This is a genomic window from Prevotella sp. oral taxon 299 str. F0039 (genome assembly GCF_000163055.2).
Lineage (GTDB): Bacteria > Bacteroidota > Bacteroidia > Bacteroidales > Bacteroidaceae > Prevotella.
Genome location: NC_022111.1, coordinates 560,939 through 579,219, shown reverse-complemented (window position 1 = coordinate 579,219; position 18,281 = coordinate 560,939). Strand labels below are relative to the sequence as shown.

The 18,281-nt window shown below is 35.3% G+C and carries 16 protein-coding genes and 1 tRNA gene; 7 read left to right on the top strand and 10 right to left on the bottom strand.

Annotated features, from left to right (window positions below):
* Window positions 1–11: 11 nt before the first annotated feature.
* From HMPREF0669_RS05340 to HMPREF0669_RS05310, 7 genes are all read left to right on the top strand, one after another.
* Window positions 12–2,261, top strand: a complete 2,250-nt coding sequence (locus tag HMPREF0669_RS05340; protein ID WP_020967208.1) for an alpha-L-fucosidase — start codon at window positions 12–14, stop codon at window positions 2,259–2,261.
* A 185-nt stretch (window positions 2,262–2,446) separates the two neighbouring features.
* On the top strand, window positions 2,447–4,207 hold the full coding sequence (locus tag HMPREF0669_RS05335; protein ID WP_009227503.1) for a bifunctional UDP-sugar hydrolase/5'-nucleotidase: 1,761 nt from the start codon (window positions 2,447–2,449) through the stop codon (window positions 4,205–4,207).
* 21 nt (window positions 4,208–4,228) lie between these two features.
* Window positions 4,229–4,999 (top strand): NAD(+) diphosphatase, encoded by a 771-nt coding sequence (gene nudC / locus HMPREF0669_RS05330; RefSeq protein WP_009227502.1) that lies wholly within the window; start codon window positions 4,229–4,231, stop codon window positions 4,997–4,999.
* 14 nt (window positions 5,000–5,013) lie between these two features.
* Window positions 5,014–6,318 carry an NCS2 family permease gene (locus tag HMPREF0669_RS05325; protein WP_009227501.1) on the top strand — a complete coding sequence of 435 codons (1,305 nt, stop codon included), beginning with the start codon at window positions 5,014–5,016 and terminating at the stop codon, window positions 6,316–6,318.
* Between the two features lie 5 nt (window positions 6,319–6,323).
* Window positions 6,324–7,307, top strand: coding sequence for a Gfo/Idh/MocA family protein (locus tag HMPREF0669_RS05320; protein ID WP_009227500.1), 984 nt, complete (start codon window positions 6,324–6,326; stop codon window positions 7,305–7,307).
* A 13-nt stretch (window positions 7,308–7,320) separates the two neighbouring features.
* A complete protein-coding gene (locus tag HMPREF0669_RS05315; protein WP_020967207.1) occupies window positions 7,321–8,403 on the top strand; it encodes a DUF4421 domain-containing protein in 1,083 nt (360 codons plus the stop codon).
* A gap of 1 nt (window position 8,404) precedes the next feature.
* Window positions 8,405–9,277 carry an N-acetylmuramoyl-L-alanine amidase-like domain-containing protein gene (locus HMPREF0669_RS05310; RefSeq protein ID WP_009227498.1) on the top strand — a complete coding sequence of 291 codons (873 nt, stop codon included), beginning with the start codon at window positions 8,405–8,407 and terminating at the stop codon, window positions 9,275–9,277.
* A 172-nt stretch (window positions 9,278–9,449) separates the two neighbouring features.
* Here HMPREF0669_RS05310 and HMPREF0669_RS10260 read toward each other — a convergent pair.
* The 10 genes from HMPREF0669_RS10260 to HMPREF0669_RS05265 all read right to left on the bottom strand — a co-directional run bounded on the left by HMPREF0669_RS10260 (window position 9,450) and on the right by HMPREF0669_RS05265 (window position 18,187).
* A tRNA-Cys gene (locus HMPREF0669_RS10260) sits at window positions 9,450–9,520 on the bottom strand.
* Window positions 9,521–9,578: 58 nt separating this feature from the next.
* Entirely contained in the window at window positions 9,579–9,767 is a 189-nt protein-coding gene (locus HMPREF0669_RS10565; RefSeq protein ID WP_044045643.1) for a FeoB-associated Cys-rich membrane protein, read from the bottom strand.
* Window positions 9,768–9,830: 63 nt separating this feature from the next.
* On the bottom strand, window positions 9,831–11,111 hold the full coding sequence (gene glyA / locus HMPREF0669_RS05300; protein ID WP_009227497.1) for a serine hydroxymethyltransferase: 1,281 nt from the start codon (window positions 11,109–11,111) through the stop codon (window positions 9,831–9,833).
* 100 nt (window positions 11,112–11,211) lie between these two features.
* Window positions 11,212–12,504 (bottom strand): acyloxyacyl hydrolase, encoded by a 1,293-nt coding sequence (locus tag HMPREF0669_RS05295; RefSeq protein ID WP_020967204.1) that lies wholly within the window; start codon window positions 12,502–12,504, stop codon window positions 11,212–11,214.
* Window positions 12,505–12,589: 85 nt separating this feature from the next.
* A complete protein-coding gene (locus tag HMPREF0669_RS05290; RefSeq protein ID WP_156860562.1) occupies window positions 12,590–12,760 on the bottom strand; it encodes a hypothetical protein in 171 nt (56 codons plus the stop codon).
* A 213-nt stretch (window positions 12,761–12,973) separates the two neighbouring features.
* Entirely contained in the window at window positions 12,974–13,642 is a 669-nt protein-coding gene (locus HMPREF0669_RS05285) for an RluA family pseudouridine synthase (RefSeq protein WP_009227494.1), read from the bottom strand.
* A gap of 189 nt (window positions 13,643–13,831) precedes the next feature.
* Window positions 13,832–14,578, bottom strand: coding sequence for a 3-oxoacyl-[acyl-carrier-protein] reductase (gene fabG / locus HMPREF0669_RS05280; protein ID WP_009227493.1), 747 nt, complete (start codon window positions 14,576–14,578; stop codon window positions 13,832–13,834).
* 81 nt (window positions 14,579–14,659) lie between these two features.
* Entirely contained in the window at window positions 14,660–15,256 is a 597-nt protein-coding gene (locus tag HMPREF0669_RS05275) for a TetR/AcrR family transcriptional regulator (RefSeq protein WP_009227492.1), read from the bottom strand.
* Between the two features lie 380 nt (window positions 15,257–15,636).
* Complete coding sequence (galK, locus tag HMPREF0669_RS05270; protein WP_009227491.1) at window positions 15,637–16,797, bottom strand: galactokinase; 1,161 nt, start codon at window positions 16,795–16,797, stop codon at window positions 15,637–15,639.
* A 76-nt stretch (window positions 16,798–16,873) separates the two neighbouring features.
* A complete protein-coding gene (locus tag HMPREF0669_RS05265) occupies window positions 16,874–18,187 on the bottom strand; it encodes an MFS transporter (protein ID WP_009227490.1) in 1,314 nt (437 codons plus the stop codon).
* Between the last annotated feature and the right edge of the window lie 94 nt (window positions 18,188–18,281).

The following is an 18,281-nucleotide window of genomic DNA, read 5'->3' as shown; positions in this document are numbered from 1 at the left end:
TTAATAACGCTATGAATAATAAACAATCTTTAAAAAAGAAAACCCCAGTAGCTATATTACTAAGTCTTTTGACTGCTACTCCAATCGGTTTGTCTGCTCAAAATAGTGCAGACACAATTCAATATAGTAACACGATAAAGGTGTATAAAACCGACTCACACGATGTTATCATCAACAAAGCTAGCCATGTTGTACCTAAAAAAATACAACTTGATGCACTTAGAAATGAGTTTATTGCCTTTATTCACCTGGGACCAAACACCTTTACACGTAAAGAATGGGGAACAGGAGAAGAAAATCCTAATATTTTTACTCCCAACAACCTTAATACCGATCAATGGTGTGAGGCTCTAAAAAATGCAGGAATGCGAATGGTTGTATTAACAACAAAACACCACGACGGCTTTGTATTATGGCAAACACGATATACCAAACATGGTATTATGTCTTCACCATATAAGAATGGTCAAGGAGATATTATGAAAGATCTAGCAGCTTCTTGTAAGAAATACGGATTAAAGTTAGGTGTTTATCTCTCACCTGCAGACTTATACCAAATGAACGATGAGGGTTTATATGGAAATTCAAGCAAAAAAACACTTAGAACAATACCTCGTCCTGTAGAAGGAAGACCGTTTGCAAACAAAACAACTTTCCAATTTGAAGTTGATGATTATAACGAATATTTCTTAAATCAATTATTCGAGCTTCTCACTGAATATGGGGAAATAAGCGAAGTGTGGTTCGATGGTGCTCACCCAAAGAATAAAGGTGGACAAACATATGACTATCTTGCTTGGAAAAAGTTAATAAGAACACTTGCTCCTAATGCAGTTATCTTTGGTAAAGAAGATGTTAGATGGGCAGGAAATGAGGCAGGTAATACTCGAGAGACAGAGTGGAATGTCATTCCTTACCAACTAAATCCAAACGAAATGAATCGTTTCCACGATTTAATGGGGGGTGATTTGGGTAGCAGAACTAAGCTTTTTGAAGGTAATTATCTACACTATCAACAAGCTGAAGTTGACACTTCGATAAGAGAAGGTTGGTTCTATAGAGACGATGAAACACAAAATGTGCGTAGTGCAGACGATGTATTCGACATCTATGAACGCACAATAGGTGGTAATGCAACACTCATTTTAAATATTCCACCTAACAGAGAAGGACTCTTTTCGGCAAAAGATGTAGAGGTATTAAATGAAGTTGGTAATAGAATTCGTAAGACCTACTCTACCAATCTGTTACAAAATGCAGTTAAAGCACCAAAAGAACTTCTTGATAATGACGACCAATCATATATAGATTACACAGAACCTCTTGTGATTGAGTTACCCAATATAATCAAAATAAATAGAGTAGCTATTCAAGAAGCAATTTTAAAACGCAGTGAGAGAGTTGAAGAACATGCAGTAGACGCATGGATAAACAACGAATGGAAAGAAATTGCACATGCGACAAACATTGGTTATAAGCGCATCTTACGTTTTAATGAGGTAGAAACAAATAAATTGCGACTAAGAGTTTTGGCTTCAAGAGCAACACCAGCAATCAGCACTTTCTCTGCTTATTTCTACCAAGAGCGTCCACCAATGCTTTCAATTGCAAAGAATAAAGATGGATTTGTTGAAATAACAGAAAAGCAACAAGTGTTTAAATGGCATGGTAAGAAGAAAGAACATATCAAATCTTCGTTAGAATATAACATCTATTACACCACCGATGGTTCTACTCCTACCACAAAAAGCAAGCTATATCAAAAGCCATTTGTATTCCCAACTAGTGGAACAATTAAGGCGATTGCTATTGCAAAAAATGATAAAGGAGCTATCACAACAGAACAATTAGGTAAAACTAAGAAACTTTGGAGAATAACAAGTGTAAGTAGTGCAACCGAAAAGTTTGACGCTCAAAATGCAATTGATGCTGACAAGCAAAGCTATTGGTTAAGTAGTGAAGGTAAAAAACAACACATCACCATTACACTTCCAACTATTGAAAAAATAAAGGGTATAGCTTATACACCTCCTACAGATAACAAGAATGGAATGATTGAAGTGATGGATGTTTATACAAAGAATAAAAAAGGACAATGGGTTCTTGTAGAAGAGATTGAATTTGGTAACCTTATCAATAGTCCAACTCAACGTTTCCACTCATTCAAGAAGCCATTCTCATCACAAGAAATAATGATAGAGGCTAAAAGAATTGCAGGAAATGGAACACAAACAGCCATTGCGGAAATAGACCTTTACTAATATTTTAAGCACCGTTTCTATAGTTTTTATAGAGGCGGTGTTTGTTTTTTATCTCCATATCAGACAATATACATCTTCTATAACACAAAAATACTTTTCAAAAGCCCAACAATTATCCCCAAATTAGTAATCATCTTCTATTGCATTTGTTTTGTTATATTAATAAATTCTAGTACTTTTGCATCATGCTAAGAATATCAATATTTTTCTTTTTACTATTATCTACTTGTGTAAAAACATTTGCAGAGAAGAAAACAATAGACTTTCGAATAATACATACAACTGATATTCATGGTCACTTCTTTCCTTACGATTACATCAATCGTAAGCCTTTATCTGGATCGGTAGCAAGAATAGCAAGCTATGTAGATTCATTACGTCATATCTATGGCAATAAATTATTGTTATTAGATAGTGGAGACATTCTACAAGGACAGCCTACATCTTATTTTTACAACTTCCTTAATACAAAATCTCCCAACATTGCAGCATCTGTTATCAACTATATGAAGTATGATGCTCAAACAATTGGGAATCATGATATTGAACCTGGGCACAGAGTTTACGACAAGTGGATTTCAGAAGTACAATGTCCTGTTCTTGGAGCCAATGTTTTAAACTCTGAAAAGAAATGCTACTTAACTCCATATACTATTATTCAACGTGATAATATCAAAATTGCAGTGTTGGGAATGTTAACTCCTGCAATTCCATTCTGGTTGAATGAAAAGACCTGGAGTGGTTTATCTTTTGAGGATATTGTAACAACAACTCAGCAATGGGTGGATATAATTCAAGAGAAAGAACATCCTGATATCATTATTGGACTATTCCATTCTGGTAGAAATGGCGGTATAACAACCAATAAAATAAAGGAAGATGCATCTTTTGATGTAGCTAAAAAGGTAAAAGGAATTGATTTAATTCTTTACGGGCACGACCATACTCGATTTATAAAGAACATTATTTCAAATAATAATGATACCATCTTGTGCATCAATCCGTCGTGTTATGCTAAGGCTGTAGGAGATGTTCAAATTAGAATTGAGATAGATTCAACTTTTAACAAGAATACCAAACGAGCAGAAAGAACTATCAAGAAGAACATTGACGGTAAGATTGTCAATATAGAAAATCAGCCTATTAACGATCAGTTTATGGCACATTTCCAACCAGAAATTCAAAAGATAGATTCTTTTATCAATATAAAAGTAGGCACATTAACACGTCCTATATATAATAAAGACTGCTTCTTTGGTAGTGCTCCCTTTACAGATTTAATCCACAATCTACAATTAGAAATTACAAAGGCAGACTTATCATTTACAGCTCCACTAGGTTTCGATACAAAACTTGATGTTGGAGATATTCGTATAAGCGACTTATTTAATTTATATAAGTATGAGAACAAGATTTATATCCTTAATATGACAGGTGAAGAAATTAGAAAACACCTAGAGTTAAGCTATGATCTTTGGACTAATACCATGAGTTCTTCAAGTGACCACATCATGCAATTAGAAACAAATAACCAACAAGATATGCAACGATATGGTTTTAAAAATTTGACATTTAACTTTGATAGTGCAGCAGGAATCGACTATATTGTAGATGTAACTCAACCAAATGGAAAGAAAGTAAAAATTCTTAAGTTTAGCAACGGTAGACCTTTCGATGAAAAGAAATGCTATAAAGTAGCAATGAATAGCTATCGAGGAAATGGCGGAGGCGAGCTTTTAACAAAGGGCGCAGGTATCGAACGCAAGAAAATTAAAGAACGTATCGAATTTGAAAGCGATAATGACATTCGCTATTACTTATTAAAGAAGATTGAGAAAGAAAAGGTTATAAAACCTAAACCCAATAACAATTGGAGATTTGTACCTTCAAAATGGACAAAAAAAGCAATTCAAAGAGACAAAGAACTCATCTTTGAAACTAAATAAAAATGTAAGATATTAACAAGTATGCATTATTGGTTTATATTTCATAATGGAAATCTACTGATAGAAGAGCAAGAGAATGGTTCTTATAACATTCCCTTTTCTCCTACTACACCAATAACAGAAAAATATATCAATAGTAAAATCGTTATAAAGAAAACATTCTGCTCAAACGATATCTATGCTTTAGACATATCATTTCCTGAGAATATCGGAACAACTTATAAATGGTTGGGATTAAGAGCTTCTCATAAAGGATTATCAAAAGAAAACTATAATCTTGCAGGAAAATGTTTTGAGCTACTTCATTGGCACACAAATAACCATTATTGTTCACGATGTGGAACAAAATTAATATGGAATAGCAATATATCTAAAATATGTTTGCATTGCAAGAACGAAGTTTGGCCACAGCTAGCAATAGCTATTATTGTACTAATATACAAGAAAGACGAAGTCCTATTGGTACATGCAAAAAATTTTAGAGAGAACTTATACGGATTAGTTGCAGGCTTTGTTGAGACAGGAGAAAGTCTAGAAGAAGCAGTAATACGTGAGATTAAGGAAGAAACGGGACTAGAAGTAACGAACATTCAATATCAAAGTTCTCAACCATGGCCCTACCCTTCTAACTTAATGGCAGGCTTTACGGCTGAATATAAATCAGGAGATATAACTCTTCAAGAATCAGAATTAACTGCAGGAGCATGGTTCAAATATAATGAGCTGCCTCTTATTCCTGATAATGCAAGCCTTGCACGCAAACTGATAGACAAGTGGTTGAAACAATTTTAACAACAACTATAAAAATGAACATTTTAGAAAAAGCACTTGGCTTTAATCCAAGTAAACACTCATTCCGCACAGAACTTATTGCGGGTGCAACAACATTCTTAACAATGAGCTATATTCTAGCTGTAAATCCATCTATCCTTTCTGATACAGGCATGGATAAAGGAGCGTTATTTACTGCAACTGCCGTAGCATCTGCAATAGCTACTTTGCTCTTAGCTTTTATGGCTAAGCTTCCTTTTGCGCAAGCTCCTAGTATGGGTTTGAATGCCTTTTTTGCTTATACTCTTTGTCAAGCAATGAATTATTCGTGGGAACAATCACTTGCGATTATGCTTATTGAAGGTCTTATCTTTATTGCTATTACCTTCTTTAATGTTCGAGAACTAATTCTGGCAAGCATTCCTAAAAACCTAAGATATGCGATATCTGCAGGTATTGGTATGTTTATTGCCTTTATTGGACTAAAGAATGCAGGTATAATCGTATCAAGTCCTGCGACTTATGTTACTCTTGGTGCATTTACTCCAACTGCCATTTTAGGTATTATTGCAATTGTATTAAGTGGAATTCTAATGGCTAGAAAAGTAAAAGGTTCACTCTTCTACGGAATTGTTATAGCAACATTGATTGGTATTCCAATGGGTGTTACAATTATTCCAGAAGGTTGGTTGCCTATTTCTATGCCTCATTCAGTAACTCCAATCTTCTGTAAATTCGATTTTACAGGTTTCTTATCACTTAAAACTTGCTTGGTAGTATTATCTCTACTCATGGTGAACATCTTTGATACTATCGGAACTTTAGTTGGACTTGCAGAAAAAACAGGTATTGTTAAGCAAGATGGAAGCATTCCAAATGTGAAAGAAGCAATGATGAGTGATGCCATAGGAACAACTGCTGGTGCAATGCTTGGTTCATCAACAATCACAACTTATATCGAAAGTGCATCGGGGATTGCAGAAGGCGGTCGTTCAGGTTTAACTGCCCTTGTCGTTGGTTTATTCTTTATTGTATCACTATTCCTTTCTCCGATCTTCTTACTTATCCCTAGTGCAGCAACAAGTGGTGCTCTAGTTTTAGTTGGAGTACTTATGATTGACAGTGTTCAAAAGATTGAATTTAACGATGTTTCTGAAGCGTTCCCAGCATTCATAACAATGATTACCATGGTTTTATGCTATTCAATTGCAGACGGAATCTACATGGGTATCTTAAGTTATGTAATTCTTAAGCTTTGCACTTCACAATGGAAATCTGTTAATATAACACTTGTTATCTTATCAATTCTATTTGTACTTTATTTCATTACTAAGGATTAAGAAATATGAAAGAAATACATTGGGGATTTATTGGTTGTGGAGAAGTTACCGAAAAAAAGTCTGGTCCTGCCTTTAATAAGGTAGAAGGTTCGCATGTTGAGGCTGTAATGAGTCGAAGCGAAGAGAAGGCTCGCTTATATGCAGAACACCATCAGATAAAGAAATGGTATACTGATGCACAAGAACTCATTAACGACTCCAATGTAAATGCTATATACATTGCTACTCCTCCTTCTAGTCATGCTACATTTGCTATCATGGCGATGAAGGCAGGAAAGCCTGTATATATAGAGAAACCACTAGCTTCAAGCTATGAAGATTGCGCCCGAATAAACCGAATTTCGTTAGAAACAGGCGTTCCTTGCTTCGTGGCTTACTACAGAAGATACCTTCCTTACTTTATAAAAGTGAAAGAACTTATCAACTCTGGAATAATAGGAAAGGTAACTAATGTTCAATTAAGATTCTCTGTTCCACCACGAGAATTAGACTATAATAGTCAAAATAATAAACCTTGGCGTCTACAACCTGATATTGCTGGAGGCGGATATTTTTATGATTTAGCTCCACATCAGCTTGATATTCTCCAGAACTTATTTGGAATCATTACTAAAGCGCATGGCTATTATGCCAATATAGCTAATCTTTATAAAGCCGAAGATACTATTAGCGCCTGCTTTCTATTTGAGAATGGACTCCCTGGGAGTGCCTCTTGGTGCTTTGTTGGACACCAAAGTGCAAGAGAAGATTGCATTGAAGTAATTGGCGAAAAGGGACTAATTACATTCTCTGTATTTGACTATAAGCCCATTCAAATTATCACAAGTAACGGAACAAACAATATAACTGTAGAAAATCCCCCATACGTTCAACTTCCAATAATCAAAGACGTTATTGAAGATTTACAAGGACTTGGTATCTGCGAAAGTACCAGTATCAGTGCAACTCCTGTCAATTGGGTAATGGACAGGATTCTAGGTAAACTATAATAATTATGCATAAATGAGAAAATTTCTGTGCATTCTATTTATAATATTGATAAATAATGGTATATATGCACAAAGTGATTCTTTGTCTGTAAATACCAATCAATCAAAAGAAGTGAGAGAAAGAGGCATTAAAAAGTTTCTTTCCAGCTTCACACGTATTGATAGTAGCTATATAGAACCACAGCAATTCAATTTCGCATTCATGCTTCAAAACACCAACACTTACGAACTTTATCGTTTAAAGAGCGAAAAGAACCAAAGCGTTACTCTTGCTCCTAACCCTTCAGTAAAGGTTGGTCCGTTCTTTGGTTGGCGTTGGATATTTCTTGGTTATACCTTTGATATCAGTCATTTAAACGATAATAGTGGTAAACAAGAATTCAATTTAAGTCTGTATAGTGCTCAAATTGGAATTGATTTATTCTACAAGAAAACAGGAAATGACTATAAGATAAAGAATATAGATCTAGGAAATAAAATATCATCAAAAAACATTAACAACCTAGAGTTTAATGTATTCGAAGCAAGTATCAAAGGTTTCAATCTTTATTACATATTCAACCACCATAAATTCTCTTATCCTGCGGCCTTCAGTCAAAGCACAATACAACGCAAAAGTGCAGGTTCTATGCTTATAGGAATTGGTGTAACCAACCATTCTATAGGTGTTGACTGGGATAACATGGAAAATCTTCTCAAAGAGAAGTTAAACATCACCAATCAAGCAGTATTAGATTCAAGCATTAGATTTGAGCGAATAAAATACACAGATATATCTCTTTCTTGTGGATATGCCTATAACTGGGCATTTGCGCACAATTGGTTATTAGCAGGTTCGCTATCTCTTGCAATTGGATATAAACATAGTAAGGGTAACACCAACAACACTTCAGGAACCAACACATCATTTTCTTTACAAAATTTCAATCTCGATGGTATTGGACGTTTCGGCTTAGTATGGAACAATAAGAGGTGGTATGCAGGTTCAAGTGCTATTCTACATGGATATAATTACCACAAAAAACAATTCTCAACGAATAATATTTTTGGCACACTCAATATCTATGCAGGTGTAAACTTTGGTAGAAGAAAATAATATGAAAATACTTTTAGCTCTTCTTGTCTTTCTTTTATCACCCAGAATAATATGGGCAAACAATCAGCTATGGCAATATTCAAAAATAGATAGCACTAAAATTGTTGCTTTATTAGACGAAGCTAGAACAGAAAAAGAAGACACAAACTTTCCCCTCTACTTTGCTAATAAGTTTATAGGAATACGCTATGTAGCCTCAACTCTTGAGCGAAACAAAACAGAAAAGCTTGTTATCAACTTACAAGAATTAGATTGCACCACACTTGTAGAAAATGTTCTTGCCCTCACTCTTTGTGCCCAAACAAAGCAATACACTTTCAGTCAGTTCTGCATTTTTCTGCAAAAGATTCGTTATAATAATGGAGTTATATCTTATCCTACCCGACTTCACTATTTTTCTGAATGGATAAACGACAACACCAAACAAGGATTTGTTAAAGAGATAGACATCCCTAATCCACCTTTTAATTCTCAACAAATTCTTGATTTGCACTATATGTCAACCCAACATAACAAATATCCTATGTTGATTCAGAATCCTTTATGGATTAAAGAAATTAGAAGAATGGAAAAAGTAGTATCAGGAAAAACAGTAAACTATATTCCAAAAGGCATTTTGAACAACACATCTCTAATAAAAGATGTTATTAAAGATGGGGATATCATAGCCATAGTAACTGCCAGAAAGGGATTAGATACTTCGCATTTAGGTTTTGCTTCTTGGCATAATGGACAACTACATCTTTTAAATGCCTCACGAATTAGAGGTAAAGTTGTAGACGAAAAAATGACATTATATCAATATATGCAAACCCAAAAATATCAACTCGGTATTCGAATCATTAGAATTTGGGACTCAAAGTACATATGGTAGGCAGAAATCTCTCGTATGCCTCTTATTATTGCTACACCATAAAAGACTTGAATCAAAACAACCAATAATGGTAGCACACTACCTTTTAGCCTAAAATAGTTAGAAACAAAAAAAATAAATATTATTCAAATATTAAAGAGTTATTTCCAAATAGAAATAACTCTTTAATAAGAGGCATCTAGCAGAGTCGAACTGCTCTACACGGTTTTGCAGACCGTTACCTAACCGATCGGCCAAGATGCCATATCCTTTATGTGAGTGCAAAGGTATAGTTTTTATCCGACTCTACAAAATTTTCGGTTCACTTTTTAACAGAACAACTGCTTTTAGAGTGTTTTATTGCCTTCGATTGCTCTATTTTATTATGCAAATCACATCCAGTGCAACCTTCGCAACCTGTTTTCTTTTTAGTAAAACTATTATAAAGATACACTAATACATAGCCTAAAGTTATGGCAAGAACTATAAAAACAATTAAATACTGTATCATATAAAAGAAGTATAGGGACGTAAAATCGCCCCTATAGCTATATTTCAGTTGTGCGTTTCTATATTAATAAGCGAATAAAGGATAATCTTTCATTGTTGCATTAACCTTTTCTTTCACCATCTTAATTACTCTTTCATCTTCAGGATTATTCAATACTTGCTCAATTAGTTCAGCAACAAGTACCATTAAATCTTCTTTTGCACCACGTGTTGTAATAGCTGGAGTTCCTAAACGAATTCCTGATGTTTGGAAAGCAGAACGAGAATCGAATGGAACCATATTCTTGTTAGCAGTGATATCAGCCTCAACTAGTGCCTTTTCCGCAATCTTTCCTGTTAAATCTGGATATTTAGAACGAAGATCTACCAACATAGAGTGATTGTCTGTACCACCACTTATGATACCAAATCCACGTGCAATAAGTTCATTAGCCAATACATTTGCGTTTTTCTTCACTTGCAATGCATATTCTTTCCAAGATGGTTGAAGGTTTTCATAGAATCCTACAGCCTTTGCACCAATAACGTGTTCAAGTGGTCCTCCTTGTATTCCAGGGAACACCGATGAGTTAATTATTTGGCTCATCATCTTCACTTCACCCTTAGGAGTAGTTAATCCCCAAGGATTTTCAAAATCTTTACCCATCAAAATAATACCTCCACGAGGACCACGTAGTGTCTTGTGAGTTGTTGAGGTTACGATATGCGCATATTTAACAGGGTTATCTAGCAAACCTGCAGCAATTAAACCTGCAGGGTGAGCCATATCTACTACAAGAATTGCACCTACAGCATCTGCAATTTCACGCATGCGTTTGTAATCCCATTCACGACTATAAGCCGAACCACCACCTATAATTAACTTTGGTTTATGTTGATGAGCAAGACGCTCCATTTCGTCATAATCAACACGTCCTGTTTCTTCTTTTACATTATAACCAATAGGATTATAAAGCAAACCAGATGTGTTTACAGCACTTCCGTGACTCAAGTGACCTCCATGTGCAAGATTTAACCCCATAAAGGTGTCACCAGGTTTAAGAACAGAAAGAAACACTGCTTGGTTAGCTTGCGCACCAGAGTGAGGTTGAACATTAGCAAACTCGGCACCAAAAAGTTGTTTAACTCGTTCAATTGCAAGTGTTTCAACTTGATCTACTACTTCACAACCACCATAATAACGGCGACCTGGTAGTCCCTCGGCATACTTATTGGTTAAATAAGAGCCCATTGCAGCCATCACTTCATCACTAACAAAGTTTTCTGAAGCAATAAGTTCAACTCCTTTTAATTGTCTTTGATGCTCTAATTTGATAAGATCGAAAATCTGATTATCTCTTTCCATTGTGCTGATATATTAAAATAATACTGATAATGCGTTTGAATTGTATTGCAAATGTAATAAAAAAAGTGAGAACTACACCACTTCAACTTTTATTTCTTGATTATATTTTTATAGGAATAGCCAAAATAAACTCTGTTAAATCAGCTTTAGTGGCATGAGCCTTTACTTGTGCACCAAGAGTGAGATTCTTTAACTTGTTGAAAGTGTAGTAAATACCCACATGTTCGTAGTAGGGTTTCTCTATAATTGAGGCGTTTTCACCCATTGCTCGATAGAGATAATAACCCAAGCCTACAGACAATGAGAGATTATTATAAAAGACCTGATGTTTAGCAGCAACGCCAAACGACCATCTACTATGCTTCATTGCTATACCATGACTTTGATCTAACTCTCTCACTCTATTGGCATAAGTACCATAAAAAACATCTACTCCAACTCCAGAAGCCCATCTTTGAGCATAACGATACATCAAATCGCTACGAAACGAATAAGCAGTGTAAAATTTAAAGTTTCCTGTTCGATATTCAGGGTCGGTGGGTTGTGTTCCAAATTGTGTTCTCTGCCATTCTTCATTAAGCGTCTTTCCGCCTAAGCCAAAGGTAAACTGAGTATAGAAATAAGGTTTAAAACACTTTTGAACGCTATCTCTTATATGGTTGAGAATGGCTTTTCGATCAGGAGAATATACCAAACCTAGTGTTGGACCGAAATAGTTTGCGCCTTTGTTGGGGCGATTAAGCGCTCCATTACTATGGTGAAAGAAATCCAAACCTGCCCTTACTCCCCATTGGTCGTTAAGATAATAGGTGGCTTTTAGAGCCGATCCAAAATAAATAAGCAGATGAGAACCAATAAATTCGTTATCAGCATTGGTTAGTTTATTATATTTTTTTAGTGCATAAGCTCCACCAAAATTCAACTGATAAGCAAAGTCCCAATGCTTTGTTCGAAAGATAGGACGATAGAAAAAGCCATAAACACTAGTTATACAACCTAACTTTGATTGATAATTCACGGGCTCTAATAACCCCCAATCACTATCTTTTTCACGATGCATAGTTACATTCGACATCGTATATCGCATGGCAACGCCCAATGTTGGATAGTTATAATCGTTCGAATAACTATTACGATCTTTAGGTAGTGCGGTGTAGTTATAGGACATTTCTACAGACGTCGTGTTGCGCTTTTTAAGCCATTTGTGTACATACTCATCTAAAACCAAAACTTTTGCAGGCTCTATAGACACCGAAAAACCATGATTAGAAGCCACACTATCCTTATTTTCTGCCTTCAGATATGAAGGAATTACAAAGAAATATATACACAATAAGAGAATAAGTTGATATTTCTTATGGCATATCGGAATATAAGGGAGACTGTTTATCATTTTTTTATTCAAATTTTAGGACATTGTGGTGTCGTTATGCATTTGGGGAGTTTGAAATTCCATCCATTTTGTTTGACAATATAATTTAATCTTCTTTCTCTTCATCTATATTATCAATGGTTGTAGGTAAAAAATCTGGAAGAGAAAGTTGACGTTCATTACTATGTTTGTCGTGTACTTTCGGTATTGTGTTGCATATTAAATGTATATCTTCATAAAATATGCAATGTATCTTAGGTTTAATATATGCTTTCATAATATAGATTTTATTCTTATCATAAATATTCTTGTTAAAATTCAAAATTCTCACAAGATATTTATTTTGTTTTCAAAAGATTATTAAGTAATATACTTTTTATTTATTTACAAAAGTACAAAAAGACTCTTAAGAACAATACTTTCTTCTTTATTTTTTATAATAAGTAGCAATGATAGAAAATAAAAAAATAGATATTAAAACAATATTATTTTAAGGTTTTATCGCTCTCCATAGATTATCATCAGGCAATGGAGCCTCTACAACGATAGCTTCTTTAGACACGGGATGGATAAATTCTATACGACGTGCTAATAGAGAAATACTTGCATCTGGATTGCTTCTAGGTGCACCATACTTAAGATCTCCTTTTATAACACATCCCATGTGTGCTAATTGGCAACGTATTTGATGATGTCTTCCTGTGAGAAGAGCCACCTCTAACAATGCATATCGCTCACTTTTAGAAATAAGTTGGTAATTAAGAATAGCCTTCTTACTATTAGGTTTCTCTTCATCGTAAGCGTAACTCTTGTTTTGTTTTTCATTACGAACCAACCAATTAACAAGTGTTCCTTGCTCTTCTTTTGGTGTGTTGGCTGTTATCGCCCAATAGGTTTTATGCACTTCGCCTTTACTAAACATCGTATTAAGACGTGACAAGGCTTTTGAGGTTTTGGCAAAGACCACGATTCCAGACACAGGACGATCTAAACGATGAACCACTCCAACAAAAACATTGCCTGGCTTAGCATACTTTTCTTTGATATAAGCTTTAACAATATCGCTTAAAGGGGTGTCGCCTGTTTTATCGCCTTGCACAATTTCACCACTATTTTTATGCACAATAATAATGTGATTGTCTTCGTAAAGAACCTGCATAAAATGCTTCTTTGAGTTTAAGAATAACGAGTTAAAATAATACCCCATTCCACTTACAAGTAAAAGGGAGTATTATTGATTTGAAAGAATGATATAAAAACAAAGTGAATTATTAACGCTTACAATCTTAATTACCCCCAAAGGAGTTGATTTACAAGTATTAAGAATTCACTTTGCTGATTATCATCATTACATATTCATGCCACCATCAACCTGAATAACTTGTCCGCTGATGTAACTAGACATGTCTGAAGCTAAGAATAAAGCACAAGAAGCGATATCTTCCACTGTACCACCACGGCGAAGAGGTATCTTGCTTGTCCATTCTTTACGAACTTCGTCGCTCAATGCTTGTGTCATTGCAGTGTCGATAAAGCCTGGAGCAATTGCATTTGCACGCACTCCCTTAGGTCCCATCTCTTGAGCTACACTCTTAGCAAGTGCAATCATAGCTGCTTTTGATGCAGCATAATTTGCTTGTCCAGCATTACCATGTACACCAACAACGCTTGCCATGTTGATAATTGAACCACCACGTTGACGCATCATAATTGGAGTACAAGCGTGAATGAAGTTAAATGCACTCTTAAGATTCACACCAATAACGGCATCCCATTGTGCTTCTGTCATGCGAAGCATTAATCCATCTTTTGTGATTCCTGCATTATTAACCAAAATATCGATTGAACCAAATTCTTCTTTGACTTGATTAACAACTTGAGCAGATTGTTCAAAATCAGCAGCATTGCTAGCATAACCTTTAGCTTTTACGCCTAATGCAAGAAGTTCTTCTTCGGTTTGTTTACCATTTTCATCTATTACAAGGTCTGTAAACGCTACATTTGCGCCTTCTGCGGCAAATCTTAAAGCGATTGCCTTACCAATACCACGAGCTGCTCCTGTTACTAAAGCAGTCTTACCTGTTAATAATCCCATGTTTTGATGTTGTTTATTATTAATACTATTATATATTCTTTATTTAAGAATCAATATTTTTTATTTACTAATTGACTTGATTTAAATAATTAAACCCGTTTTACCTAAGGCACCATACACAACCCTTGCCACCAAAGGCTTACTGCTTTCGGCTGTTAATCCATGCCCTAATCGTCCATAAATGAAGGGCACCTCAAGTCCTTTAATACAATAATGAGTGATATCTGCCACAAGTTCTACATTCTCTACATCGAACTCTCCTTCTGCCTTTCCTTCGGCATAAACCTTTCGAAACAATTCTATTTCGTCTTCATCAAATTTTTTTCGAACCTTTTCTACCATCCAGATATTTCGAAAGAACTCAGCTCTTAGATTTCCATTGCGTACAACGGTCTCTTTAATCATACTTAAATGGGTGTAGATAAGCTCAATAATCTTATCTTGAGGACGCATTTTCATTGCTGCCACCTCATCTAATCGGTCAGACAAACGTTCTAACTCTGATTCAATAACAGCATAATAAACGTCGTCTTTCTTACTAAAATAAGTATAAAGAGTTCGTCGTCCTTTTCCAGAAGCAATAGCAATATCATTCATTGTGGTGTTGGCTATTCCGTTTTTAGCAAACAGCTGTCGGGCAACATCAACTAATTTTTGCCGTGTTTTAGATATTGACATAATACTTTTCTTAATGTTTAATATTGCTTGCACAATGTTCTCTTATGTGCAAAAGTATAATAATTATTTGAACCTCGCAACATGTTAGGGTGTTTTTATTGTAAAGTAACAATTCGAAAACATCGTTACCAAGAGGCGTTAAGAATGATAATGGAAAAGAAAAAGGCAGACTATAACTTTTAAGAGTTATAATCTGCCATGCTATAAATGCTTTATTGTTTGAAAATTATAATTATATTGATCTATAATTGCCATTTTCTTTGTCTATAATCAATGATATATCATTTTGTAATAGTGATGCTTTTATATTATAATTGTAATTCTTTTAGGTCTTAAAAACAATACTTTTACATCACAACTACTACCCTTTTATATCTTGATTATGATATTCTTCTAGAGCCTTCGCTAATTACTACGTCGTAAACAGCAGGTGTTTTACCATACTTTGCTTCGTATTTTGCTTTAGCATCTGCAATAAATTTGTCGTAAAGTTCTTCTTTTACAAGGTTAATTGTGCAGCCTCCGAAGCCTCCACCCATAATTCTACTACCTGTAACTCCATTTTCTTTAGCAACTTCATTGAGGTAATCTAGTTCTTCACAAGATACTTCATATTCTTTGCTTAAACCGTGATGAGTTTCATACATCTTAGCTCCTACTGTTTCATAGTCGCCTTTTTCAAGTGCATCACATACTGCAAGAACTCTGTCTTTCTCACCTAATACGAAATGAGCACGCTTGTAATCTTCTTCAGAAACATTAGTTCTCACTGATTCAAGCATATCCCAATCTGCATCACGAAGTGTTTCAATCACCTTGTCTGCATATTTCTTTTGAAGTTCTGCTACTACATTTTCACAGCTTTGACGGCGTTTGTTATATGCAGAAGAAGCCAATTCGTGTTTTACTTTTGAATCAACAAGCACTAAACGATAGCCCTTGGGATCGAATGGGAAATATTCAAATTCTCTTGAACGACAATCTAGTCGCATCAATTTTCCTTCTTTTCCAAATACACTTGCAAATTGATCCATGATTCCGCACTTAACACCTACATAGTTATGTTCGGTTGCTTGACCAGCTAAAACCATGTCCCACTTCGCAATTTTGTTATCTCCGAAAAGATCGTTTAATGCAAAAGCAAAACAACTTTCAAGTGCTGCTGATGATGACATACCTGCTCCTAAGGGCACATCTCCAGCAAATGCTGTGTTGAAACCTTTTACATCAACACCTAGTTTGCGCATTTCTTGAACAATACCATAAATATATTTTGCCCATGAAGTATGTGGACTTTCTGGATCTGTTACTTTAAATTCAACACGATCTTTAAGGTCTATTGAATAGCACATTACCGTATCAGTTCCATTTGGGCGCACTTCTGCCATAATACCTTTATCTACTGCACCTGGGAAAACAAATCCTCCGTTATAATCAGTGTGCTCTCCTATAAGGTTAATACGACCAGGTGAAGCATAAATATTACCTGTCTTTCCATCAAAATGTTTGATGAATCTACTTCTTACGTGTTCGATGTCCATACTTACTTGTATTAAAGGGGTTAACGATAATAGTGAACCTTGCACATTGACAGGGCAAGGTTCATTATATGTTTAATTAAACTGGAATATCTTTATTGATGTTCTTGCTTCCTATGATTGCATAGAAGAAGAGGTAAGCCAAACCTGCTAGAGGCACGATATATGAAATCAAATAGCCTGATTTGTCTGCGATGAATGATTGGATAAGTGGCAATACTCCTCCACCTACTACCATCATCATGAAGATTCCTGATGCAGCTGCTGTGTATTTACCTAATCCTTCTGTTGCAAGATTAAATACCGAAGGCCACATTACCGAAGTGCATAAACCACATAGAACAAGAAATAATGCAGCTAATGGCACTTGAACCATTTCGAAAGACTGCCCTGTAAACACTGGCATAAAGATCTTGTCAGCACTTTGCACAAACATAGCAATAAGTATAAGGAAAACTCCGACACCACTTGTGGTTATCATCATTGCTTTACTTGATACTTTGTTTGCAATGAACCCTGCAGTGAAACGACCTACAAGCATCAAGAACCAGTATGTAGCTGCAACGGTTCCTGCAATAGAGGTTGCGTTACCTAAGATACCACCACCTTTTTCTGTAGTATCAGAAAGATAGAAAATAAGTGTTCCTGGAATACCAACTTCGATACCTACATATAGGAAAATACCGATAGCACCAAGTACGAAGTGACGGAATGACCATGGACTTGCCTCAAATACAGTTGATTCTGTAACAGAAGCACCTTCTGGATCTGAGATAGGAATGAACAAAAGAACGACAAAAGCCAATACAAATACAGCCATTGCAATGTATAACACCATGTTAACGTCTGCAATCTTTGTGCTTGCAGTTACGGTACCAATCAATGCTCCTACGAAGATTGGAGTCAAAGTACCTGTCAAAGAGTTAAGTGTACCACCGATAAGGTTAAGTTGGTTACCACGATTTCCACCACCACCGAGTAGGTTAAGCATTGGATTTACAACAGTATTTAGGATACATACAGAGAAACCTGCAATGAATGCACCTAATAGATAAATTGTAAAACCTGTGTAGTTAGAAGAAGAACCGATAGCTCCTGAAAGGAATTGTACGAACACTCCCACGAAACCAAAAGCGATACCAACCAATGCAGTCTTCTTATAACCAATCTTTGTCAATAGTTTTCCTGCAGGAATACCCATGAAAAGATAAGCCAAGAAGTTCATAGCATTACCTAACATACCTACAACGTTAGCACTTTCTCCTTGGAAAGCACCTTTCCAAATCACACCAATTGGTGCAGCTAAGTTTGTTACAAACGAAATCATTGCATACAAAAACATCATTGTTATAATAGCAATAATGCTTCCTTGTTGCTTCTTTACTTTTTCCATTTTCTAGTTATTTATTTATTATTTTTAGTTTTTAGTTTGTTATTCTCGAGTATTTATAAATTACAAAATACTTTATAGCGGTTGTTTCTACTAA

What these genes read in the sequence shown, in the direction of transcription:
- HMPREF0669_RS05340 (WP_020967208.1), top strand. Translation starts at nt 12, where the DNA reads ATGAATAATAAACAATCTTTAAAAAAGAAAACCCCAGTAGCTATATTA.
- HMPREF0669_RS05335 (WP_009227503.1), top strand. Translation starts at nt 2,447, where the DNA reads ATGCTAAGAATATCAATATTTTTCTTTTTACTATTATCTACTTGTGTA.
- nudC (WP_009227502.1), top strand. Translation starts at nt 4,229, where the DNA reads ATGCATTATTGGTTTATATTTCATAATGGAAATCTACTGATAGAAGAG.
- HMPREF0669_RS05325 (WP_009227501.1), top strand. Translation starts at nt 5,014, where the DNA reads ATGAACATTTTAGAAAAAGCACTTGGCTTTAATCCAAGTAAACACTCA.
- HMPREF0669_RS05320 (WP_009227500.1), top strand. Translation starts at nt 6,324, where the DNA reads ATGAAAGAAATACATTGGGGATTTATTGGTTGTGGAGAAGTTACCGAA.
- HMPREF0669_RS05315 (WP_020967207.1), top strand. Translation starts at nt 7,321, where the DNA reads ATGAGAAAATTTCTGTGCATTCTATTTATAATATTGATAAATAATGGT.
- HMPREF0669_RS05310 (WP_009227498.1), top strand. Translation starts at nt 8,405, where the DNA reads ATGAAAATACTTTTAGCTCTTCTTGTCTTTCTTTTATCACCCAGAATA.
- HMPREF0669_RS10565 (WP_044045643.1), bottom strand. Translation starts at nt 9,767, where the DNA reads ATGATACAGTATTTAATTGTTTTTATAGTTCTTGCCATAACTTTAGGC.
- glyA (WP_009227497.1), bottom strand. Translation starts at nt 11,111, where the DNA reads ATGGAAAGAGATAATCAGATTTTCGATCTTATCAAATTAGAGCATCAA.
- HMPREF0669_RS05295 (WP_020967204.1), bottom strand. Translation starts at nt 12,504, where the DNA reads ATGATAAACAGTCTCCCTTATATTCCGATATGCCATAAGAAATATCAA.
- HMPREF0669_RS05290 (WP_156860562.1), bottom strand. Translation starts at nt 12,760, where the DNA reads ATGAAAGCATATATTAAACCTAAGATACATTGCATATTTTATGAAGAT.
- HMPREF0669_RS05285 (WP_009227494.1), bottom strand. Translation starts at nt 13,642, where the DNA reads ATGCAGGTTCTTTACGAAGACAATCACATTATTATTGTGCATAAAAAT.
- fabG (WP_009227493.1), bottom strand. Translation starts at nt 14,578, where the DNA reads ATGGGATTATTAACAGGTAAGACTGCTTTAGTAACAGGAGCAGCTCGT.
- HMPREF0669_RS05275 (WP_009227492.1), bottom strand. Translation starts at nt 15,256, where the DNA reads ATGTCAATATCTAAAACACGGCAAAAATTAGTTGATGTTGCCCGACAG.
- galK (WP_009227491.1), bottom strand. Translation starts at nt 16,797, where the DNA reads ATGGACATCGAACACGTAAGAAGTAGATTCATCAAACATTTTGATGGA.
- HMPREF0669_RS05265 (WP_009227490.1), bottom strand. Translation starts at nt 18,187, where the DNA reads ATGGAAAAAGTAAAGAAGCAACAAGGAAGCATTATTGCTATTATAACA.